This window comes from Metabacillus indicus LMG 22858 (genome assembly GCF_000708755.2).
GTDB lineage: Bacteria > Bacillota > Bacilli > Bacillales > Bacillaceae > Bacillus_P > Bacillus_P indicus.
Genome location: NZ_JGVU02000002.1, coordinates 695,879 through 713,515, shown reverse-complemented (window position 1 = coordinate 713,515; position 17,637 = coordinate 695,879). Strand labels below are relative to the sequence as shown.

Annotated in this window: 21 protein-coding genes; 15 read left to right on the top strand and 6 right to left on the bottom strand. The window is 43.8% G+C overall.

The genetic code is table 11. The features are described from left to right. Positions 1-322: 322 nt before the first annotated feature. Entirely contained in the window at positions 323-934 is a 612-nt protein-coding gene (gene wrbA / locus AZ46_RS06700) for an NAD(P)H:quinone oxidoreductase (protein ID WP_029280772.1), read from the top strand. Positions 935-995: 61 nt separating this feature from the next. Further along, on the top strand, positions 996-1,601 hold the full coding sequence (locus tag AZ46_RS06695) for an alpha/beta hydrolase (protein WP_029280773.1): 606 nt from the start codon (positions 996-998) through the stop codon (positions 1,599-1,601). A gap of 40 nt (positions 1,602-1,641) precedes the next feature. Here AZ46_RS06695 and AZ46_RS06690 read toward each other — a convergent pair whose 3' ends face one another. The 3 genes from AZ46_RS06690 to AZ46_RS06680 form a co-directional block, all read right to left on the bottom strand. After that, the gene (locus AZ46_RS06690; protein WP_029280775.1) at positions 1,642-2,418 is read right to left on the bottom strand and encodes a 3-hydroxybutyrate dehydrogenase; all 777 of its coding nucleotides are present in this window, start codon (positions 2,416-2,418) and stop codon (positions 1,642-1,644) included. Between the two features lie 21 nt (positions 2,419-2,439). Then, the gene (locus tag AZ46_RS06685; protein ID WP_029280777.1) at positions 2,440-3,726 is read right to left on the bottom strand and encodes a GntP family permease; all 1,287 of its coding nucleotides are present in this window, start codon (positions 3,724-3,726) and stop codon (positions 2,440-2,442) included. Positions 3,727-3,828: 102 nt separating this feature from the next. Then, positions 3,829-4,452 carry a nitroreductase family protein gene (locus tag AZ46_RS06680; RefSeq protein WP_029280778.1) on the bottom strand — a complete coding sequence of 208 codons (624 nt, stop codon included), beginning with the start codon at positions 4,450-4,452 and terminating at the stop codon, positions 3,829-3,831. A gap of 147 nt (positions 4,453-4,599) precedes the next feature. Between AZ46_RS06680 and AZ46_RS06675 the strand changes: the two genes are divergently transcribed. The 4 genes from AZ46_RS06675 to AZ46_RS06660 all read left to right on the top strand — a co-directional run bounded on the left by AZ46_RS06675 (position 4,600) and on the right by AZ46_RS06660 (position 6,478). Next, a complete protein-coding gene (locus tag AZ46_RS06675; protein ID WP_029280780.1) occupies positions 4,600-4,923 on the top strand; it encodes a winged helix-turn-helix transcriptional regulator in 324 nt (107 codons plus the stop codon). After that, positions 4,920-5,648 (top strand): SDR family NAD(P)-dependent oxidoreductase, encoded by a 729-nt coding sequence (locus AZ46_RS06670; RefSeq protein WP_029280781.1) that lies wholly within the window; start codon positions 4,920-4,922, stop codon positions 5,646-5,648. Before AZ46_RS06675 ends, AZ46_RS06670 begins: the two co-directional genes overlap by 4 nt. 120 nt (positions 5,649-5,768) lie before the next feature. Next, positions 5,769-6,149, top strand: coding sequence for a DUF2188 domain-containing protein (locus AZ46_RS06665; protein WP_029280783.1), 381 nt, complete (start codon positions 5,769-5,771; stop codon positions 6,147-6,149). 89 nt (positions 6,150-6,238) lie between these two features. Then, the gene (locus AZ46_RS06660; RefSeq protein ID WP_029280784.1) at positions 6,239-6,478 is read left to right on the top strand and encodes a hypothetical protein; all 240 of its coding nucleotides are present in this window, start codon (positions 6,239-6,241) and stop codon (positions 6,476-6,478) included. A gap of 72 nt (positions 6,479-6,550) precedes the next feature. Here the strand turns inward: AZ46_RS06660 and AZ46_RS06655 are convergent, their stop codons facing one another. Further along, complete coding sequence (locus tag AZ46_RS06655; RefSeq protein WP_029280786.1) at positions 6,551-7,018, bottom strand: Hsp20/alpha crystallin family protein; 468 nt, start codon at positions 7,016-7,018, stop codon at positions 6,551-6,553. Between the two features lie 136 nt (positions 7,019-7,154). On the opposite strand from AZ46_RS06655, the gene rarD reads away from it, so the two are divergent. The 4 genes from rarD (at position 7,155) to bshB2 (ending at position 9,491) form a co-directional block, all read left to right on the top strand. Next, positions 7,155-8,087 (top strand): EamA family transporter RarD, encoded by a 933-nt coding sequence (rarD, locus tag AZ46_RS06650; RefSeq protein WP_152554726.1) that lies wholly within the window; start codon positions 7,155-7,157, stop codon positions 8,085-8,087. An 86-nt stretch (positions 8,088-8,173) separates the two neighbouring features. Then, the gene (locus AZ46_RS06645) at positions 8,174-8,446 is read left to right on the top strand and encodes a hypothetical protein (protein WP_029280788.1); all 273 of its coding nucleotides are present in this window, start codon (positions 8,174-8,176) and stop codon (positions 8,444-8,446) included. 12 nt (positions 8,447-8,458) lie between these two features. Next, positions 8,459-8,809: a YojF family protein gene (locus tag AZ46_RS06640; protein ID WP_029280790.1), complete on the top strand. Its 351-nt coding sequence runs from the start codon at positions 8,459-8,461 to the stop codon at positions 8,807-8,809. A gap of 16 nt (positions 8,810-8,825) precedes the next feature. Continuing rightward, positions 8,826-9,491, top strand: coding sequence for a bacillithiol biosynthesis deacetylase BshB2 (gene bshB2 / locus AZ46_RS06635; RefSeq protein ID WP_029280791.1), 666 nt, complete (start codon positions 8,826-8,828; stop codon positions 9,489-9,491). 45 nt (positions 9,492-9,536) lie between these two features. Here the strand turns inward: bshB2 and AZ46_RS06630 are convergent, their stop codons facing one another. Next, positions 9,537-10,295 carry an MBL fold metallo-hydrolase gene (locus AZ46_RS06630; RefSeq protein WP_029280793.1) on the bottom strand — a complete coding sequence of 253 codons (759 nt, stop codon included), beginning with the start codon at positions 10,293-10,295 and terminating at the stop codon, positions 9,537-9,539. Between the two features lie 116 nt (positions 10,296-10,411). Between AZ46_RS06630 and AZ46_RS06625 the strand changes: the two genes are divergently transcribed. Then, a complete protein-coding gene (locus AZ46_RS06625; protein WP_029280795.1) occupies positions 10,412-10,819 on the top strand; it encodes an Lrp/AsnC family transcriptional regulator in 408 nt (135 codons plus the stop codon). Between the two features lie 77 nt (positions 10,820-10,896). Here the strand turns inward: AZ46_RS06625 and AZ46_RS06620 are convergent, their stop codons facing one another. Further along, positions 10,897-12,258 (bottom strand): MATE family efflux transporter, encoded by a 1,362-nt coding sequence (locus AZ46_RS06620; protein ID WP_029280796.1) that lies wholly within the window; start codon positions 12,256-12,258, stop codon positions 10,897-10,899. 299 nt (positions 12,259-12,557) lie between these two features. Between AZ46_RS06620 and cdaS the strand changes: the two genes are divergently transcribed. The 4 genes from cdaS to AZ46_RS06600 all read left to right on the top strand — a co-directional run bounded on the left by cdaS (position 12,558) and on the right by AZ46_RS06600 (position 17,388). Beyond that, complete coding sequence (gene cdaS / locus AZ46_RS06615; protein ID WP_051827199.1) at positions 12,558-13,160, top strand: sporulation-specific diadenylate cyclase CdaS; 603 nt, start codon at positions 12,558-12,560, stop codon at positions 13,158-13,160. 126 nt (positions 13,161-13,286) lie between these two features. Continuing rightward, positions 13,287-14,621 carry an NCS2 family permease gene (locus AZ46_RS06610; protein ID WP_029280799.1) on the top strand — a complete coding sequence of 445 codons (1,335 nt, stop codon included), beginning with the start codon at positions 13,287-13,289 and terminating at the stop codon, positions 14,619-14,621. A 131-nt stretch (positions 14,622-14,752) separates the two neighbouring features. Continuing rightward, positions 14,753-15,949, top strand: coding sequence for an MFS transporter (locus AZ46_RS06605; protein WP_029280800.1), 1,197 nt, complete (start codon positions 14,753-14,755; stop codon positions 15,947-15,949). 410 nt (positions 15,950-16,359) lie between these two features. Beyond that, entirely contained in the window at positions 16,360-17,388 is a 1,029-nt protein-coding gene (locus tag AZ46_RS06600) for a C40 family peptidase (RefSeq protein WP_029280801.1), read from the top strand. Positions 17,389-17,637 lie beyond the last annotated feature (249 nt).

Below are 17,637 nucleotides of genomic sequence, written 5' to 3'. Positions count from 1 at the left end.
CATTAAGTAGGGAATCTCGACCGCAGAAAGTGTTCTAAAACGGAGTAAGCAACACTAAGTTCGGCATCCCGACCGCAGCAAGTGTTCTAAACCGGAGTCAACAACAGTAAAGAATCCAACCACAGAAAGTGCTCTAAACCATAGCGGGCCAACTTAACCCTGACAAACTGTAATAAAACATGTTTTCTCCCTGCTTTCATGGGTATATTACCTATAGAAACTGTTAATTGTTGACTTTTCTATAGGGTCATCATATAATTAATTCGACTTCGAGATATATTACTTAAAGATAAAAAATGAACCGAAATGAGGAGAGACCGGAATGTCAAATGTTAAATTAGCCGTCATCTACTACAGTTCAACAGGTACAAATTACAAGCTTGCTTCATGGGCTGAAGAGGGAGCAAAGGAAGCGGGAGCAGAAGTAAAAGTGTTAAAAGTTCCTGAACTTGCTCCGCAATCTGCGATTGAATCGAATGAAGCATGGAAAGCGCATCTCGAAGCCACACAGCATGTACCTGAAGTTACGCTTGACGATCTTGAATGGGCAGATGCCATCATCTTCAGCGTTCCGACCCGGTTTGGAAATGTACCTGCTCAAATGAAGCAGTTTCTTGATACAACGGGAGGTCTATGGTTCCAGGGTAAGCTTGCTAATAAGGTAGTAAGTGCGATGGCATCGGCCAGTAATCCTCATGGCGGACAGGAAGCAACCATTTTAAGCCTTTATACAACGATGTACCACTGGGGTGCAATTGTTGCTGCTCCGGGATACACAGACCAGGTGCTGTTTGAGGCTGGCGGAAATCCGTACGGCACTTCCGTTACAGCAGATCAGGACGGAAATTTAAAAGAGAATGTTGAACCAGCCGTTAAGTATCAGGCTAAACGGACAGTGATGGTAGCTGATTCTATTAAAAAAGGAATGCAATAAATTTCAAAAATAAGGGGTTTTGCGTGCAGCCAGACCCTGTCATCATGGAAGGGGACACATCATGAAACATCTTTTTGAAAAAGGAAAGAACCGTAATAAAACTCTGCTGCTGCTTCACGGCACTGGCGGAGATGAAAATGATCTTATACCGCTTGCCAAACATATTGATCCTGAAGCAAATATTCTCAGTGTAAGGGGAAATGTCCTTGAAAACGGGATGCCGAGGTTCTTTAAACGACTCGCTGAAGGCGTTTTTGATGAAGAAGATTTGATTTTCAGAACGAATGAACTGAATGCCTTTTTATCTGAAGCAGCAGAAACATATTCATTTGACCGTTCAGAGGTAACGGCAATTGGCTATTCAAATGGGGCAAATATTGCAGGGAGCCTGTTATTTCACTTTGAACGGCCATTAAAAGCAGCGATCCTTCATCATCCGATGGTGCCAAGGAGAGGTGTAACAGTACCAGAGCTGAATGACTTGCCGATTTTCATAGGTGCAGGCATGAACGATCCGATCTGCCGTCCGGAAGAAACAGAGGAGCTCTCTGATTTGCTGAAGGGTGCAGGGGGAAATGTATTGGTGCACTGGGAAAACCACGGCCATCAGCTGACATCTTCTGAGGTGGAAGCAGCGGCTGCATGGTACAGAGAAAACTTGAACTAAAAAATGCCTGGATTCATTTCGAATCCAGGCAATTTCTTTATTATTGAGCCGTGTATCCGCCATCAAGAAGCACGGCCTGTCCGGTCACGCCTTTCGCTTTTTCGCTTGCCAGGAAGACGGCATAATCAGCGATTTCGTCAACTGAAAGCAGACGTTTTTGAGGAACGAGAGGGTAGATGACTTCTTCGAGCACCTTTTCAAGTTCCACATTTCGCGTTTTTGCAAGATCCTGAAGCTGGTTGCGAACGAGCGGAGTATCTACATAGCCCGGGCAAAGAGCATTCACTGTTATGCCCTCAGCAGCTCCTTCCAGGGCTGAAACCTTTGTCAGCCCGATAACTCCGTGTTTGGCTGAGTTGTAGGCAGCTTTTCCGGCAAATCCGATAACTCCGTTAATGGATGCCATGTTGATGATGCGTCCGTATTTTTGTTTTTTCATATGCGGAAAAACATGCTTGGTCGCAAGAAACGGCGCCGTCAGCATGATCTTGATTAAAAGCTCGAATTTTTCTGTAGGAAATTCTTCAATTGGCGATACATATTGAAGTCCTGCATTGTTGATGAGAATGTGAAAGGCGCCAAAATGGGCAACAGTGTCATCGATGGCCTTTTTGATTTCCTCTTCGCTAGTGACATCACATTTCAGGCCAAGTGTTTCATAACCTTTTTGAGCGAGCTGTTCAGCGGCTTTTTTTACACCTTCTTCATTTACATCTGTCAAAACAACTTTTGCTCCGTTTTCAGCAAACCGCTCGCCAACCTCGTAGCCGATTCCCTGTGCCGCTCCTGTTATAAATACAACTTTATCTTTTAACATATTCAACCGCTCCTTTATTCTTTAATATAATCCCATGGATGCAAGTGCAATCGCTGCAATGACAGCGATGATCGGAATGATCAGTCCTACTACGGCAACATCCAGGTAGGTTTGTTTGTGCTTAAGTCCTGTAACCGCAAGGAGCGTAAGCAGGGCTCCATTATGCGGAAGGATTGAGGCGCCGGAGGCAACTGCTGCAACCCTGTGAAAAGCTTCAGGCGAAATTCCTGTGCTTTTGGCAAGCTCCATATACTGACTTCCAAGTGCTTCAAGGGCAATTCCCATTCCTCCGGAGGCTGAACCGGTTATGCTGGCCAAAAGCTGAACGGCAATCGCCTCTGAAATGAGCGGGTTCCCTTTAACACCAAGAATCAGATCAGTAAGCTGTTCAAAGCTCGGTACAGCTGTCACTACCGCTCCGAAACCAACTGCGGCGCTTGTGTTGACGATGGCCATGACAGAACCTGCCGCTCCGCCGTTAATTGATTTGATAAACATTTTAAATTTAGTAATGGAAAGAAGCATGATGGATAAGATCCCAATAACAAGTGCAAGCAGAATGTCCAATTTGAAAACATTCAGAACCACTACAACGACTATAAGGGGGATAATGGAAAGATAGGCGTTTGGAAGCTGGGACGGATCAATGTCCTTTACTTCATCACCGCCCTTGGGCTCTGTAAATTTCTCCCCTTTGTTTTGAAGCTTTTTGCCTCGCCAGGCTAAATAGAAATAGCCCCCTGCAGCCATGATGAGACCGGAAACAATCCCCATAATCGGGCCTGCTGTCGGAGTTGTGCCAAAGTAATCGGTTGGAATGATATTCTGAATTTGGGGTGTTCCAGGAAGCGCGGTCATCGTAAAGGTAAACGCACCTAACACAATTGTTGCGGGAATCAGGTTTCTTGACACATCTGCAGACCGGAACAGAGCGATGGCAAGTGGGTAGATGGCAAAAACGACGACAAACAGACTGACACCGCCGTACGTCAGAACAGCTGCCCCGACAAGAACGCCTAAAACAGCTCGTTTCTTTCCGATGAACTGTGTAATTTTAAAGGCGACAGACTGCGCCATGCCGGTTTCTTCCATCAGTTTTCCAAATATAGCACCAAGCAGAAAAATCGGAAACCATTTGAAGGTGAAATCGACAAACCCCTTCATATATGTCTCTGTATAGGCGGGAAGCAGGTCAACTCCTTCAAGGCCGGCTACGATTAAGGCAATTAGCGGCGCAATCCAGATGATGGACCAGCCAAGATAGGCAAGTGCCATCAGCAAAACTAAGCCGATGATGATGTTTATCATGGTGCATTAGCTCCTTAAGTAGATTTATCTGACCTTACTTTCCCCAAAAGAAGCTGAAAAAAACGAAAAACCGGCAAGTTTTTATAACCGCCGGTTTTTTTCTTATAAAAATGTGCTTAGTTCATCAATGCTGATGCGCGAGCTTTGGTGAGCTGGCTTTGCTGCTTTACCGATAGTAATCAGCATAACAGGGATGTAACGATTCTCAATTTTGAATGTTTCTGAAAGCTGAGATGCATTAAACCCTCCGATAGCACAAGTGTCATATCCTTTTGCTTTAGCTGTAAGCATGAGCTGCATGGCTGCAAGAGACGCGTTGCTGAATGCGGCATCACGTGCGAAAACAGGATTTTGATAAGCTCCGTGAATCTGGCCTGCCAGTGTATCTTTGATCTCTTCTTTCATGAACCCTGCTGATACAAGAGGATTATATACTTTATCTGTGTTTTTATTTGCTTCAAGATCGCCGAGAATGGCAACTACAGCAGACGATTCGGTAATCTGGCTTTGATTGTATGCAATAGGGAGAAGTCTTTCTTTCGATTCATCGCTGTGAAAAACCATGAACTTCCAGTGCTGCAGATTCCATGCAGATGGAGCTTTTCCCGTCAGTTCCAGAATTTCTTTTAATTCTTCCTTGCTGATTTTGACGGACGGATCATATTTGCGCACGGAACTGCGTTCAGACATAATAGATAAGATGCTTTCAGTTGTTGCTGCTGTCATGTGAAAAACCTCCAAAGTTGAATAAGTATTTTAAATAAGGTATAATATACAAAAAGTTACAAACTAACTTTTAGTAAGTGTTGATGTTAAAAATCATAATATGATGATGAATAGATGTCAAGAAATAAGCTGTAAAGGAGATTCGCGATGGAATCTAACTTGTGCCCTAAAATGGAAAAGGCTTTCGGGTTTTTAGGCAAGCGGTGGACAGGCTTAATCGTGCACGTGCTTCTTGACGGACCTAAACGTTTTAAAGATCTGACAGATACCATTCCTAGTATTAGTCAAAAGATGCTTGTTGAACGGCTGAAAGAACTGGAATCCGCTGGCATTGTCGAGAGGGTTGTCATCCCTGATACTCCTGTAAAAGTGACGTATCAGCTCACAGAAATGGGCTATTCTCTCGAAAAGGTTATGAATGAGGTAAAAGAATGGGCGGATAAATTTTGTCTTGGGGAGGAAATGAAATGAGCCGCACTGTTATCATTACCGGCGGAGCTAATGGAATTGGCGAAGAGCTCGTCAGACAATATGCAGAAAAAGGAGATGCCGTTTTCCTTGCTGATGTCGATGCGGAAAAAGGCAATACCATTGCTGGCCGCTCTGAAAACATTCACTTCGTTCAGACAGATGTCAGAAGAATGGAAGATATTCAGAAGCTGATCCAGTCGGCTGCCAGTAAAACCGGCAAAATCGATATCCTTATCAACAATGCAGGTGTGTCCCGTTTTAAGCCTTTCTACGAATTAACCATTGAAGACTGGGATGATGTGCTGAATACAAACCTAAGAAGCATTTTTCTTGCTTCTCAGGAAGCTGCCAGAGTGATGAAGAAAAATAAAGCTGGAGGTTTTATTGTGAACATAGCGTCGACAAGGGCGCAAATGTCTGAGCCTAATTCCGAGGCATATGCAGCGACAAAAGGCGGGATCGTGGCCATTACTCATGCGCTGGCAGCCTCGCTTGGCGATGACCGGATCAAAGTAAACTGCATCTCGCCCGGATGGATTGAGACAAAGGAATACGATCAGCTGAGATCTGTCGACCACGAGCAGCACCTGTCTAAGAGGGTAGGAAAGCCTGCGGATATTGCGAAAGCCTGCTTTTATCTGACAGACCCCGAAAATGACTTCGTCACAGGAACAAACCTGGTGGTAGACGGGGGCATGACCAGAAAAATGATCTATGAGCATTAAGGGACTGTGTTAAACAGTCTTTTTTTTATGTTCTTTTATGAAGAGTGAAACTGGACAACTCTGTTTGCATTCGTGCAGGGCGGGTAATAGATAAGAAAAAATCGGAAAGGAATGAAGAAAATGCCATGGACTAAAGAGGATTATCCCCAATCAATGAAAAACCTGCCCGCAAAAACGCGAGACAAAGCAATTGAAATTGGAAATGCACTTGTAGATGACGGATATGATGAAGGCCGTGCCATACCGATTGCCTTGTCTCAGGCTGAAAAATGGGCAGACGGCAGCAGTCCGGATGACAGCCATTCAAAAGAAGAATATCATGTTGTTTCTGACGAACAAGGATGGATGGTTAAAAAAGAGGGAAGCAAGAGGGCGAGCTACAGATTTGATACCAAACAGGAAGCTGTTGAAAAAGGAAGGGAGCTTGTAAGAAACAACGACTGTTCATTAGTTGTGCATCTGAAGGACGGCTCTGTTGAAAACACCGTAAACAGCAAGTGATTATTTTCGGATTTTTAAGACATGTGCCCACTCCAAAACCTTTTAGGTGAATACCCTTATAAGGTAAGCAATAAAGAGGAGGGGAATGCATGTACCCGTACTATCCAGCCAGAGGCTACCGAGGCGGAGGCAACAGAGGACCATTCTTTTTTGGATTTGGAGCGCCGCTTGTAGGAGGGTTGCTTGGAGGATTTCTTGGCAGTGCCTTGTTTAACTATCCAAGACCTTATTATTATCCGCCGCCACCGCCTCCATTTTATGGAGGATACCCAGGACCGGGCGGCTATCCGGGCTATCCGGGAGGACCATACCCGGGAGGACCATACTGACGAAATCGATTCTGCTGATAAATAATGGACCAGAGAGCGTATATTCTCTGGTCCATTATTATTGCCGGGGTTTTAGTTTTCTGACACAACATCAATTTCTGACATTTGAAGATCTTCATTTTTCTGCATTCGGATCTCCAGAACACCATTTTTGTAAGAAGCCCTTGTGCCTTTTCTCCTGACAAGTGACGGCAGGATGATTTTTTCCTGCCCGCCGTTCTCCGGGTAGTTCATAATGAAGAGCTGATTGCTGTTGTGCTGTATTCTGAGGTTTGAAGCCTGTTCTTCCGTTGCACTGATTTTCACAAAAATGTGATCGTTCGTTTCAAAAAGTTCAGGCTTCCGGGAGACAGTCTGCTGTGTTTTTGACGGAGCTACATTTCCCTGATAGGGAAATTGAGTCTGGAATCCTTCGCCAAAAACGTTGCCCATAATGTTTTGTATATAATCCTCCACATTTTTAGGGTTCATGTTTTTAAAGGCATCCGGCATCTGTGCGTCTGTCTGATTGAAAGGGAATTTTTTATTCCAGGGAAACATGCATGTCACGCCCTTTTTTGCAGGTATAGTTCACTATATGAATGATTCAGGGCAACGGTTAAGATTTTTTTCTTGTCGCAATCCTTGTTTCAGGATTATAATGGGCATGTTGCTTGTAAAGGAAGGTGCTGTAAAAATGAAACAAAAACAATATGATACCTATCAGACAGGCTTGATGCATACGGCACTCGCCTATTTTTTATGGGGGATTCTCCCTATTTACTGGAAGCTGATTGAGCATGTTGGATCTGAGGAAATTCTGGCACACCGTGTTTTCTGGTCATTCTTGTTCATGATGTTCCTGATCCAGATGAAAAAACAGTGGGGACAGCTCGCGGAAGTGATCAAACGCATGCTGAAAAAACCGCTGCTGCTTTTATCTCTTGTTCTTTCATCTGTGCTGATCAGCATAAACTGGTATCTCTACATTTGGGCTGTGAACCACAACCATATTCTTGAAACAAGTCTCGGTTATTATATTAATCCCTTAATCAGTGTTCTGCTCGGAATGATTTTCCTGAAAGAGCGCCTTAATAAGTGGCAATATGCTTCATTTGGCCTTGCAGCCGCAGGAGTGCTGTTTATGACAATTCAGTACGGGAAGTTTCCATTTGTTGCTATCGTGCTTGCTTTAAGTTTTGGTTTTTACGGCCTCACGAAAAAAGTAACCAAGCTTGACGCGTCAATAGGGCTTACACTTGAAACATTGATGGTTATGCCGGCAGCTCTGATCTATATTTTCTCGATTGCGGCAAAAGGCCAGTCAGCCTTTTTTGACTGGTCCCCTGCAACAAATGCCTTTTTAATCGGAGCGGGCATCGTCACGGCTGTTCCGCTTTTGCTGTTTGCAAAAGGAGCACAGCACATTCCTTTATTTATGGTCGGTATTCTGCAGTATATCGCCCCGACAATTACACTGCTTCTCGGGGTTATTGTTTACAATGAATCGTTCTCAGGAACGGAAATCATTACATTCTCACTAATTTGGTCTGCGCTTGTTCTATTCTCTTTCTCACACGTGAAGGGAAGCGCATGGAAATGGAAAAAAAAGAAAACAATGGAATTGTAGGAAAGCCTGCCCCTGTGCGAGGCTTTTTTCTTTCATTGAAATGAATTTTAGGTATACAATAAGACTTGCAGGAAGGGTTGAGGAAGATGAGTTTTGATAGAAGCTTGCTTGATGCATACAGAAACCTTTGGTCAAACCGCAGTCTGGAGGCTTCATCCGACGAAATGAAGACTCTTTGTGACGCCATTGAAAGAGACCTCAGGGATGAACACACCCATCCAAGGCTCCGCAAAAAGCCGGAGCAGAAATTCTTTTCCGCTATGAAGCGCATTTCAGCATCCGGACTCAGTGATCAGGAGAAAGCCGCACTGATGGACCTGCATATAAAAGTAGCAGAAGAACGGATAGTACTTACATAAAGGAGCAATCACATGGTCCCAATTTCCAAAGAAGATATTCAGAAATACCTGGATGTTTTAGTAAACAAAGAAGTATATGTGCATCTTGAAACAACAACTGGCGCCTATTCTGCCCATATGAATGAAAATAACATGACGGTCGTTGCTTTTATCCGAAATGCAAAAGTATCGTTTAACCAGGCAAAAATTACAGGACAGGGCCCATACCGGGTCGGACTTAAAATGGATCATGGCTGGATTTACGCAGAAGGTCTGACTGACTGGGTTTACAATGAAAACAATCAGCTGCTGATGGCTGGGCATGACCGCGACGGAAAGCTTGCCATCGCGCTTCAGATCAGCGAAACACCGTTTGCTGAGTAGAAGGAGAGAAGAAAAGATGAGAGAACATGTATTAGTTGTCCTGCCTCATCCGGATGATGAATCATTCGGCGTGGGGGGATTAATGTCTTTAAAACGAAAAGAAGGAATTCCGGTTACCTATGCTTGTGCAACCCTTGGACAAATGGGCCGCAACATGGGAAGCCCTCTGTTTGCCAATAGAGAAGTGCTGCCTGAAATCCGCAAAAAAGAATTGAAGGATGCATGTGATGCGCTTAATGTGCAGGATTTGAGAATGCTCGGTCTTCGCGATAAGACGCTTGAATTTGAAGACATTGACACATTTGCAGATATCATTGAAGAAATCATTGATGAAATCAAACCGACGCTTGTCGTGACATTTTATCCGGGTCACGGGGTCCATCCGGATCATGATGCAACTGGGGAAGCAGTCATTCATGCCCTGAAGAGAAAGCCGATTGAAGAAAGACCTGAAACGTACTGCATCGCCATAACCCGCAACCGTACGGAGGTTCTTGGCGAGCATGATGTGACAATTGATATTACAGGTGTTGCTGATATGAAGCTCAACGCGCTGCGTGCTCACCGCAGCCAGACAGAAGGCATGCTGAAGCAAATGGAAGAGAAATTCAAGAACAAAGATCCTGAAGTCTCACAATGGATTGAGAAGGAAATCTTCTGGACATATAAATGGAACGACTAAAAAAACGAGGGCGGATTTCATTCCGCCCTCGTTTTTTATTTGTTTCTAAAATTTCAGAGTTTCCCCGTCCGCAGGCACAAAAACAGTGTTGCCGAGATTTTTCTCTTTAATTATAAGGTGAAGCTCACTGCGGGTTAAAAGGCAGTGATTTAAAGCCTCCATGTGTGAAACGACGACCTCGGCCTGAGGAGAAGCTTCCTTAACAGCAATAATGTCCTCAGCTGTCATTGTGATAGGGCCGCCTTCAAGAAACTGAGCTGAACCTCCGTTTACAACCACAACATCCGGCTGATGAAAATTGAGTGCTGATTCGACCTCGCTGCACCAGACCGTATCTCCGGCAACATATAACGTCTGCTCATTATCATGTTTAAAGACAATCCCTGAAACGGGCCCTGTCATTTTAGTGATGTCTCCTCTTCCGTGCTGTCCTGATGTACGCATCAGCCTAATTCCTTCAAAAAACTGAACATCATCAATGGCTGAAACCCCAGTAAAACCATATTTACGGATTTCTTCTGCATCTTCTGTACTCTGCGCAAGTGTGGTTATGTCTTTAGGCAAAGCTTCGACGGCAGCTTGATCAAAATGATCAGGGTGCAAATGTGTAACAATTACAGCATCAGCGTGTATGAGTTCTTCAACCGGTACAGGAAGATCCAAAAGCGGATTTCTCCTATTCTGATTTGGTGTGTTTGGAAACGGAGGCATCGAGTGTTTTTCTGCGAAAAATGGATCGATCAAAAAAGTTTTACCTGCATATTGCACTTTTAAAGTTGCGTTTCGTATTTGTTGAATGTACATTGTGTTCCTCCTTCTCAACTTTTCTGTATTAGTATAAAATACAGACAGAAGGTAATACATAGATAAAATCAAGTCTTTAGGCGATTTGGCTTGATTATTGAAAGGGTGTTTGCCGCGTGCCGGATGCTACGGACCTTAAAATCATTGGGGAGCTTAGAAAAAACGGAAGAATAACGATGAAAGAACTGGGCAAAAAAGTTCATTTGACTGGTCAGGCAGCATCAGCCAGAGTACTCAAACTTGAGGAAGAGGGCATTATCGAAGGTTATACCATCCATGTAAATGATCAGAAAACAGGAAAACTGATTCATGCATTTATCAATGTTTATACAAGAAACCAAAATCATAAACCCCTGCTTGAGTTTATTGATAAAAAAGATGTCTCCAGTCTTTATAAAATAAGCGGGGAAGGCTGTTACTTAATTGAATGTAAGTTTCATAAAAATGAAGACCTGGATGAATTCCTAAATGGCTTGAATTTGTATGCGAACTACAAACTTTCAATCGTTATCAAATCCAGCTGATAAAAAATGTTCTGATTATAAACAAAACCCCCGGTAGATCCGGGGGTTTTGTTTATATGAATAAGTGCAGAAAACGCTCAGCCCCGCTGTTTTTCACCATATACTCTGTTTTGTATGAACCAGAGCCTTGCAGAAAGAGCTACTGCCGCTGCTGCAAGTCCTGCAATCAGGCCAATCCAGTAGCCGAAGGCCATGAAATCTGTGTTTGCTGCAAGATAGTATCCTGTTGGCAGTCCGATCACCCAGTAGGAGACCAGGGCCATTAATAGCGTAACATTTACATCTTTATATCCCCTGAGCGCTCCCTGAATAGGAGCAGCAATCGCATCGGAAAGCTGGAAGAAGATGGCGTAAATCAAAAACTGTGCCGATAGGGCGACAACAACCTGGTCATTTGTGTAAATGCCTGCAATTTCGCTTCTGAAAAAGTAAATGACAGCAGCTGTCAGCAACGAGAGCAAAACAGCAAGCACAATTCCCAGATAACTGTATTCTTTTGCATCTTTGTAGCGTTTTGCTCCGACTTCAAACCCTATGACAATGGTGAGGGCCATAGATATGCTCAGCGGGAGCATGTACAGGAGTGAAGCAAAATTAAGGGCAATTTGGTGGGAAGCGATCGTCACGGTATCGTAAGTGCTCATGAGCAGGGTCACAGCGGCGAAAATACTTGTTTCAAAGAAAATGGCAATGCCGATTGGAATGCCGATCTTCAAAAGCTCAACCCATGCCTTGACGGAAGCTTTATACCATTTGCTGAAAATGCCGTAATCTGAGAAGGGAACTTTTTTATGAACGACATAAACGGATATCAGCATAATCGACCAATAGGTAATCGCAGAAGCTACACCAGCTCCCACGCCTCCAAGAGCCGGAAAGCCAAACTTTCCGAAGATAAACAGATAGTTAAATACGATATTGATCGGCAGGGAAAGCAGGGTAATAAACATTGACACCCGTGTAAAGCCCAGCGCATCTATAAAGCACCGGAGAACATTGTAAGAAAACAGCGGAAGTATTCCTAAAGCGAGCGCCGCAAGATAATATTTTGCTGTTTCCCGTACATGATCTTCCAGGTTCATTGAATGCAGGATCGGATCCAAGACAAAAAATCCGGCGAGTGCAACTGCTGAAGCAAGAAGAACAGACAAATATAGTCCCTGAATGACGGTAAACGGAATTTTGTCTCTTTGCTTTGCGCCGGCGTATTGAGAGACAATTGGAGTGACAGCAAGCAAAATGCCGCTCAGTCCTGTATAAACCGGAACCCATACGCTTGAACCGATGGCAACACCTGCAAGATCTCCAGGGCTGACCTTTCCGGACATCGTGGTATCAAAAAAATTCATTGAATAAAGCGCTACTTGTGTAATTAAGATTGGAAGCAGAATGTGGAAGAACTGTTTGCTTTTATCCCATAACGTATATGTTTGTTTCATGGCTGCCTTCTCCGTTTCTGTAGAGTAACGAAAGAATTATACCACGAAAAGAGAATGGCCAGTCATTATTTCGGTTTCTGTTCCATCTCTTTTTTTTGCGGTTTAAACATTTGATAATAGAAGAAACCAAGGATGACGACACCCATTCCAGAGAACAAATATTGAACAATTTTCATAACAGTCACGGTAAACCCTCCCCGAAAATTTTTATTAGTATTAACCGTTTTTGGGAATTTCTTGCATGAGATGACTCTTCGTTTCAAACACTAAAAAAGATTTTCCGGAGAGGAGAGTGCGGAGTGGAACATGAACCGCTGGACCCGATTAAAAAACATATTTATCATCAGCTTGGCGTGATCATAAAAGAATCAGAGCAGCTTATGTCCTCGCTGCATGTGAAAAATTATTGCCTCCTGTGCGAACTCGATGAGCTGCATAAAACTTTCCAGCAGCTGCAGGCACAGGCTTCGTCTTATTATCTTCAGGCCTATTTGTCCGAATATACACCGCACTATGAGGTGCTTTCCAAAGTCATTCAGGAGCTTGCAAAGCATAAGCATGGCGGATTAATCGTGATTGAACGGAAAGATCCGCTGAAGGGGTTACTTCAAAACGGGGTTCAGATAAATGCAGAGCTAACAGAATCACTGCTTGAGAGCATTTTTTATCCCGGAAATCCTCTTCATGACGGGGCCGTGCTTATTTCGGGCACAAGAATCGTTTCAGCAGCAAACGTGCTCCCGCTTTCCATTAAAAATTCTGGAACAAAGATGGGGACAAGGCACCGTGCCGCACTCGGCATAACAGAGAAAACAGACGCCATCGCTTTAGTTGTATCAGAAGAAACGGGGAAAATGTCCTTTGCGATTGACGGGGGGCTGTATCCGTTCAGCTCGGATTAAGGCTTTTCTTTTTTTGAAAAAAAGCATATAATGTAGTTTTTAATTGACGAGCTTTGCCTTTATTCTTTGATTGAACTTTCATCATAGTAAGACAGCGCTCTTCATAACTTGAGGAGGAGAATAGACATGAAAGACAGCAGCAAATCCCGTTCACTCCTGAATGATTATTTCAAGCTTGATGAACGGAATACATCCGTTAAGACGGAATTTCTGGCAGCTTTGACAACATTTATGACTGTCAGCTACATCATTTTAGTCAACCCGATTATTCTTTCAGAAGCGGGGATGCCGAAAGAGGCAGCACTTGCGGGTACCATTTTGGCTATCGTCTTAACAACAATGCTCATGGGTCTGTGGGCTAATTTGCCGATCGTCATCGGCCCGGGGATGGGGCTCAACGCCTTTTTTACATACACGGTGGTGCTTGGACAGGGCCTTTCGTGGGAAACAGCACTTGGCGCTGTGTTTATCTCGGGACTCGTTTTCTTTTTGCTTTCGGTTACCGGGGTAAGTTCTAAAGTTGTTTCGGCTATCCCAAAAACGCTTAAAGCATCGATTACAGCCGGAATCGGCCTTTTTGTAGCCTTTATCGGCCTGAAAAACGGAGGAATTATTGTACCTGATGAATCCACTTATGTTGCACTGGGAAACATCTCGGATAAAGGTACGTGGCTTTCGCTTCTTGGACTTATACTGGCAGCCGCTCTCGTTTCGAGAAACATCAAAGGCGGCTTGATTTTGAGCATTTTTATTATTACCATTCTTTCAATGGCAACCGGCCATTCGCCTGTTCCGGCATCAGCAGGCGACATCTTTTCGACGGACTGGCCTTCTGTTGAACTGACGTTTTTGAAGCTGGATATTATGGCAGCCATCGGATACGGGATTTTCTCAGTCATTTTTTCATTCACGATTGTTGAACTTTTTGACACGCTTGCTACATTAATCGGGCTGACGAAAAAAGCCAATCTGACCGATGAAAACGGTGAAACACCTCATATGAAGCGTGCACTTACAACAGGTGCACTCGGCACCATGATAAGCGCCGTTTTCGGCAGCACAGCCATGAACACATATATTGAAAATGCAACCGGAATTGCAGAAGGCGGAAGAACGGGTCTGAAAGCAGTCTTCGCCGCGCTGCTGTTTTTGCTGACACTCCTGTTCACACCGCTCATTCAGTTCATTCCAAATGCAGCTACCGCTCCTGTCCTTGTCATCATCGGCGCCTTCATGCTGACAGAGCTGAAGGAAATACACTTTGATGATCTGACAGAATTGATACCTGCCTTTTTAACGATTATTATGATGCCTCTTACATTCAGCATCGCGGAAGGAGTGGCTTTCGGATTTATTTCCTATACACTCCTAAAAGTATTTACAGGCAGAGTGAGAGAGCTTCACTGGATGATGTATGTCATTACGGCTGCGTTCTTAATCAACTTTTATACAATGATTTAATAGAGACCAAAAACGGTCTCTTTTTTTCGTATGAAAAGCAACTTTTTTCGTGTGGCGAAATAAATCAGCCGGTGCTATAGTATAGATAGAAAATATTCAGCTGGATCAGCTAAGAAAACGGGGACAATACGATGTGGAAAAATAAAAATGTCTGGATTGTGCTTAGCGGAGAGTTCATTGCCGGACTGGGACTGTGGTTTGGAATTATTGGTAACCTTGAGTTCATGCAGAAAAATGTACCATCAGACTTTATGAAATCGCTCATTCTGTTTACTGGTCTGCTTGCCGGAGTGCTTGTCGGTCCATTGGCGGGGAGACTGATTGACAGCTGTTCGAAAAAAACGGTGCTGATCTACTCCGGCCTCGGGCGGATGGTGAGTGTCGTGTTTATGTTTATTGCAATCGGTCTTGACTCACTCTTATTTATGGTTTTGTTTATGATCAGCATTCAGCTGTCGGCTGCTTTTTATTTTCCTGCTTTGCAGGCTGTTATTCCGATTATCGTCAAGGATCAGGATCTGATACAGATGAACGGGGTCCATATGAACGTTGCGACCATTGCAAGGGTCATTGGGACGGCACTGGCAGGGGCACTGCTTGTCTTTATGAGTTTAACATCCATCTATGCTCTTTCTATGGCTGCCTATGCCATACTGTTCGGAGCAACGTTCCTGCTTGATTTTGAGGAAGAGAAAAAAGAAAAGAACGGTACAGGAGGTTCGGGTTCCTTCAGAGAAGTTCTTCCGGTGCTGAAGGCTGCGCCTATCGCGATCACAGCGCTTGTCCTGACAATTATACCAGTGCTTTTTATCGGCGGTTTTAATCTCATGGTCATCAACATCAGTGAACTGCAGGACAGCACATCCATTAAAGGACTGCTGTATACGGTAGAGGGAATTGCTTTTATGATCGGCGCCTTTTTCGTTAAGAAAATTACGCACCGTTTTTCATCTGTTCACATGCTGTTTGTCTTTGCGCTCGTTATTTCCATTGCTCATTTAAGTTTATTCTTCAGTGATATTATGTGGATGTCACTTGTTTCGTTTGGGGTATTTGGACTTGGCGTCGGATGCTTCTTCCCAATCGTTTCAACCATCTTTCAGACAAAAATACCAAAAGAGTATCACGGACGCTTCTTTTCATTCAGGAATATGCTTGACCGGGTCATGTTTCAGATCGTATTGCTGGGTACAGGGCTGTTTCTTGATACGATTGGACTGCAGTTTATGGTCCTTATATTCGGCACGCTTTCGCTCCTGCTCGTCATTTTATACGGTATGAAGTATTTTCAGAGAAATGAGATTGCTGGTTTAAGTGAAAGCAAGTAAAAAGAGAGGTGAGACCTCTCTTTTTTTCGTTTTATTTATTTCTGCACTTTTTGCAGACTGTCAGCTTCTGTCCGTCCTGAAGGCTCGGGTAAAGGAGCTTAATACGCTGTGTTCCGCATATTGGGCACGTTCCCCTGGCCCGTGATGCCATTCTCCATAAAGTCTTGCCTCTTGATCTTTTTGCCATCCCAAACACCCTGTTTCCTTTTAAATAGTATATGTTCCTGAGACAAAAGATGCTCCAGGGAAAAAAGCATCAGTATGTCATTTTACGGGGATTTTTCGGGATAAAATTGACATTTTCCGTCGTAAAAAGTAAGAAAATCATACTATTTTTAGAAATTTGTAGTAATTAATGCCCTAATCTATTAAAATAGTGAAGTAAGAAAAAAGGAGGTACATAGCAGAAGATGAAAAAGAAGATTCTCGGGTTGACTGCTTCAGCTGTCATAGGCTCAGGCCTCATTGGTTCTGCAGCTTCAGCAGCAAGTGTAACCATACAAAAAGGCGATTCGCTGTGGAAATTGTCACGTGACTATAAAACAACTATCCAAACGATTAAACAGACAAATAAATTGACGAGTGATCTGATTTACCCTGGACAAGTCCTTCAAATTTCAGGTGTTCAAAATTCTAAGCCCTCAGCGGCAAAACCTGCTCCGGTGCAAACGCCTGCGGAAACGGCTGCATACACTGTCAAATCAGGTGATTCACTATGGGTCATTGCAGCAAAACATAAGGTATCTGTAAACGAGCTGAAAAGCTGGAACGGTCTTAAATCCGATTTGATCCGGCCTGGTCAGGTTTTAAAGGTCAGCAAATCAGCCCCTTCAGCTGCACCTTCAGCCCCTGTGCAGAGTCCAAAACCGGCAGCACCGGTGAATCAAACTTCTACATATAAGGTTCAGCTTGGCGACTATCTCGGTAAAATTGCGAATGCATTTGATCTGACTGTAGCTGAACTGAAAGCGATGAATAATCTGAAATCTGATACCATATATGCAGGACAGGTTCTCAAAGTTAAAGGTTCAGGCGCACAGCCGCCTAAAGAAGTGGAAGAAACAAAGCCATCTGCAAGCAGTAAAATAGACACAATGATTGCCGAAGCCAAAAAACACATCGGTGTTCCGTACCGCTGGGGCGGCAATACACCGTCAGGTTTTGACTGCAGCGGCTATATGTACTATGTACTGAACAAAGTAACGTCCGTATCCCGCCTGAGCACTGCAGGCTACTGGGACATAATGACGTCTGTCAGCTCGCCGCAAAAAGGTGACTTCGTTTATTTCACTACTTATAAAGCAGGTCCATCCCATATGGGGATCTACCTAGGAAATGGTGAATTTATTCACGCAAGCTCATCAGGTGTTACCGTTTCGAAGCTTGACAACTCCTACTGGAAAGCAAGATACCTGGGAGCTAAAAGATATTTAAAATAAGAAGCTGCTGTGCTTTATGAAATCCGTTCCTTTTAAAAGAGGGAGCGGATTTTTTTGTTTTTAATAATGAAGACGTTGTTTGCAAAAGACTTATATTTTTGCATTTCAGAAATAAGTTATGACCATTCAGATTGAGGGAGAGTGTGTGAAAGGTCATAAGCAGGCGTGATATAACCCTTCAGCATGAAGGAGAGTGTGTGAAAGGTCATAAGCCCGCGTGATATGACCCTTCAGCATGGAAGAGAATGT